Raw genomic sequence first — 3,157 nt, forward strand, 5'->3', positions numbered from 1 at the left:
TAGGGGTGAATTCCGGGCCGATGACGTGATCAAGATAAACGGATGTACCACTGCCACCGGTTGCGTAATAAGCACCGAGTCCCAGCTGGTAGCTGTTACCAGCCAAGCTGCCTAGGTCCACTTCGTGGGATTGCCACGCTCCGGGTATCAGAACCAATTCGGGTCCTACGTTTGTCCAGGTAGTGCCATCCAGATAGGAGAGCTGCATTCTTTGGGTATCGCTGGAGACAACGTAAGTTTGGAACCATACTTTGCTATCGGCAACGTAATCAAGGGGAGGGGTGATCATCCTGATTGGGGTTGTGCTGGTAGAGCGATATACTGATTTTGTACCATGGAAAGCGTACGATGTAGATGAGTTCCAGTAATTTTCTCTGCTCCACCCGACAGGCGGGAAGGCATCTTCGAAGCTTTCAGCCAATTGATACTGGCCCGGGGTTTGGAAAGACCAGGTCTCACTGTCTGTAGAACCGAAGTTGTTTACAGCAGCTACTTTCCAGAAGTACCCTTGACCGTTCATCGTATCGGTAGTCTGATACTGCAGGTCTGCGCCTTCATATACCAGATCGGTTTCAGTAAAAGCACCACCTTGATTCAGATATACTTTGTAACTGCTGGCGGGCTCGCCTTCGGCGCTGGGAGTCCACTTCAGGATGGGGTTCAAGAGTGTGGTGCTGCCATTCAGAGGAAAGGTTGCCACAACAGGCTCTGGAGGCACGGGCTCGGGGAATTCAATCGAGATATCGTCGATGGAGATGTACCAGGGGCTGGAGTTTATCGTACCGAGGATACCTAAGTAATAGATACCGCTGGTAGCAGGACTAAAGGCTCCTGCCAGTTTTTGATAATCGCCATTAATTAATCCTGTGGGTGCCAGAATGGTCTCTGTCATGCCAGCCGCACTGGCCTCGGTGCCATAGCTGATGCCGATGCTGGCATTAGTGGCAGTAGATCCATCCTGTCTGGCCCATACGGTAGCGCGATAGTTCACGCCGCCTTGCAATTGCACGGGTCTGAACATCCAGCGGGTGTTGCTGTAACGCAAATAAGCATTCCAGTCTCCGGTATGGGGGCTGCGATTGTAGCCTGTCTCAGTGTCGTTTGCAGTCCATTCACTGGTGCCGGCAGTTCCTTCCTGCATCCAGCCTAAAACAGCCGTTGAGTTCACATTACCTGTCTCAAAACCTTCGGTCCAGGGGATGCTATATACGGTAGGATCCATACAGTCACCGCTGAGGGGGATTTGCACTGAGGCAATGTTACTGTTGATCGTGATCATGCCACTGTGTGCCCCTGCGGTTTGAGGAGTGAAATTCACCGTGAAGCTGGCGCTATCGTTCTCGAGTAAAGGATCTGCAGTAAAAGCTTCGGCAAGGGCAAAGCCGGTGCCGGTAACGTTTATACTGCTTATCTCAAGCGAACCTACACCGATATTGGTAATGGTGAATTCCTTGGGCGTGGTAGTATGAATGATCTGGGTGTCATAATCCCAGGTATCCGGTGTCACTAAAGCAACGGGACCCAAGGGGATCTCTTCTACCCTTACGTCATCAATATAGAGACTATACCCATTATCATCAAGCAGCCTGAAGGCAATATACTGAATTCCTGAATAGGCATCAAGGTCAATTGTTTGCTCTGTCCATACAGTAGGCATATTGGTCCCAGCAATGTAATACTCCAAATCTGTGCTGAAGTTTGCTGCGGAAGAACTACTGGAAGCTATCTGCACTTTTAGGTCTGTACTAGTAGAGTTGCTTCCTTTTAACCAGAATTTCAGACGATAGTCACCAGTGCCAAAGCTTAATGGAGGAGTGATCAATAAATGCTCACCGCCAGCAGAAGCCCATGGACCCTGAGCACAAAATGATCCTGTGTGAGGGCTATATGAATAAGGCTTCCATGGGTTTGCTCCGGAAACAGTGATCTGCGACCATCCAAAAGGTGCCTCAGGAGTTCCGATCCAATCTTCTTCAAAACCTTCCGTCCAGGGGAAACTGGCGACAGTGGGATCAGCCATGGTACTGAAGCTCCATACCGGGCAGTTTGTGGCAGCACCCACAGCGTTATAGGGCACGATCTTCCAATAATAGGTGGTGCCATAAGCCAAGCCAGTGGGTTCGTATGTAAATACATCCCCCAGATCCGTGTTGTTTTGGATGTTTGTAGGGGGATTGTTGGTGCCCAAAAACAGCTTGTAGCCTGTGGGGCCACCGCCACCGCTATTCCAATTCAAGGTAGCATGGAGGGCTACATCCATAGCTGCATTGGTGGGGCTCCCTACGATCGCGGGGTTCGGAGGCGTATCAATGGTATAAGTGCTGTAGGCAAAGCGCACATTGGGGCGGTTTGCGGCTACACTGCCATTGGTAGTGGGAGGGTTATTATCGGCATTCCAGGTAAGGTGGCCGCCAGGGATAGGGGTGGAATAGATGCCACCGCCGGCAGAGCTGCCGCCGGCTGTGCTGGCACCGCCTCCACCAAAGTTCCTTTCTACCAGGATCACAAGGTTATCACCCTGATCCACATCAAATGTGCCATTGAGCGGGAACAAATTCCAGTCGCCAGCTGCTAAACCGGTCTGACTTTGATCATAGAGCAAGACTGCGCCACTGATCATATTGTCCCAGGTGTCGGCAGTCAAGGTGCTGGCACCGGTGGTTTTCAGATATATTTTGGTGGGCACAGCAGCCGTGGTAGCAATGCTGGAATACCATGAGATCGCAGAGATGCGGGTGTTTTGCGAACCAAGCTCTGCGGCGGTATATAAGGCAGCGCTGCGTTCATAGCCATAATAGCTCCCCAAGGGAAAGCGTTGGGTGGCAGTTCCGGTGCCGATATCCACAATCTGCAAACCTGCTGCCATCACGGTTACATTCATATAAGCTGTTTCGTTGTTATTAGGATTTTCATCTGCGGCAAATACTACTTTACCCCAAACCTGGGTTCCGCCGAGCGTGGTAGGCGTCCAGGAGATGGTGTGTTCCACGGTCGCTCCCGGGGCAATGGATATACCATTTACAGAGCCAAGCTCCACATCACCGGTTTGCATAAGTTTTACCGTGTAGTTATTCACAGTGGAGAGGCCGCTGTTGCGTACAGATATCACATAAGGATATGCGCTATTGGCGGAGGGAGTGGTATTACCGCTTATTGA

At 51.0% G+C, this 3,157-nt stretch carries 1 protein-coding gene; it reads right to left on the reverse strand.

Annotated elements, in window-relative coordinates:
• Positions 1 to 3,157, reverse strand: a 3,157-nt coding sequence (locus LHW48_08910) for a choice-of-anchor D domain-containing protein (protein MCB5260569.1), incomplete at both ends; no start/stop codon positions are given.

The organism is Candidatus Cloacimonadota bacterium, from assembly GCA_020532355.1.
In the GTDB taxonomy this organism is placed as follows: Bacteria; Cloacimonadota; Cloacimonadia; order Cloacimonadales; family Cloacimonadaceae; genus UBA5456.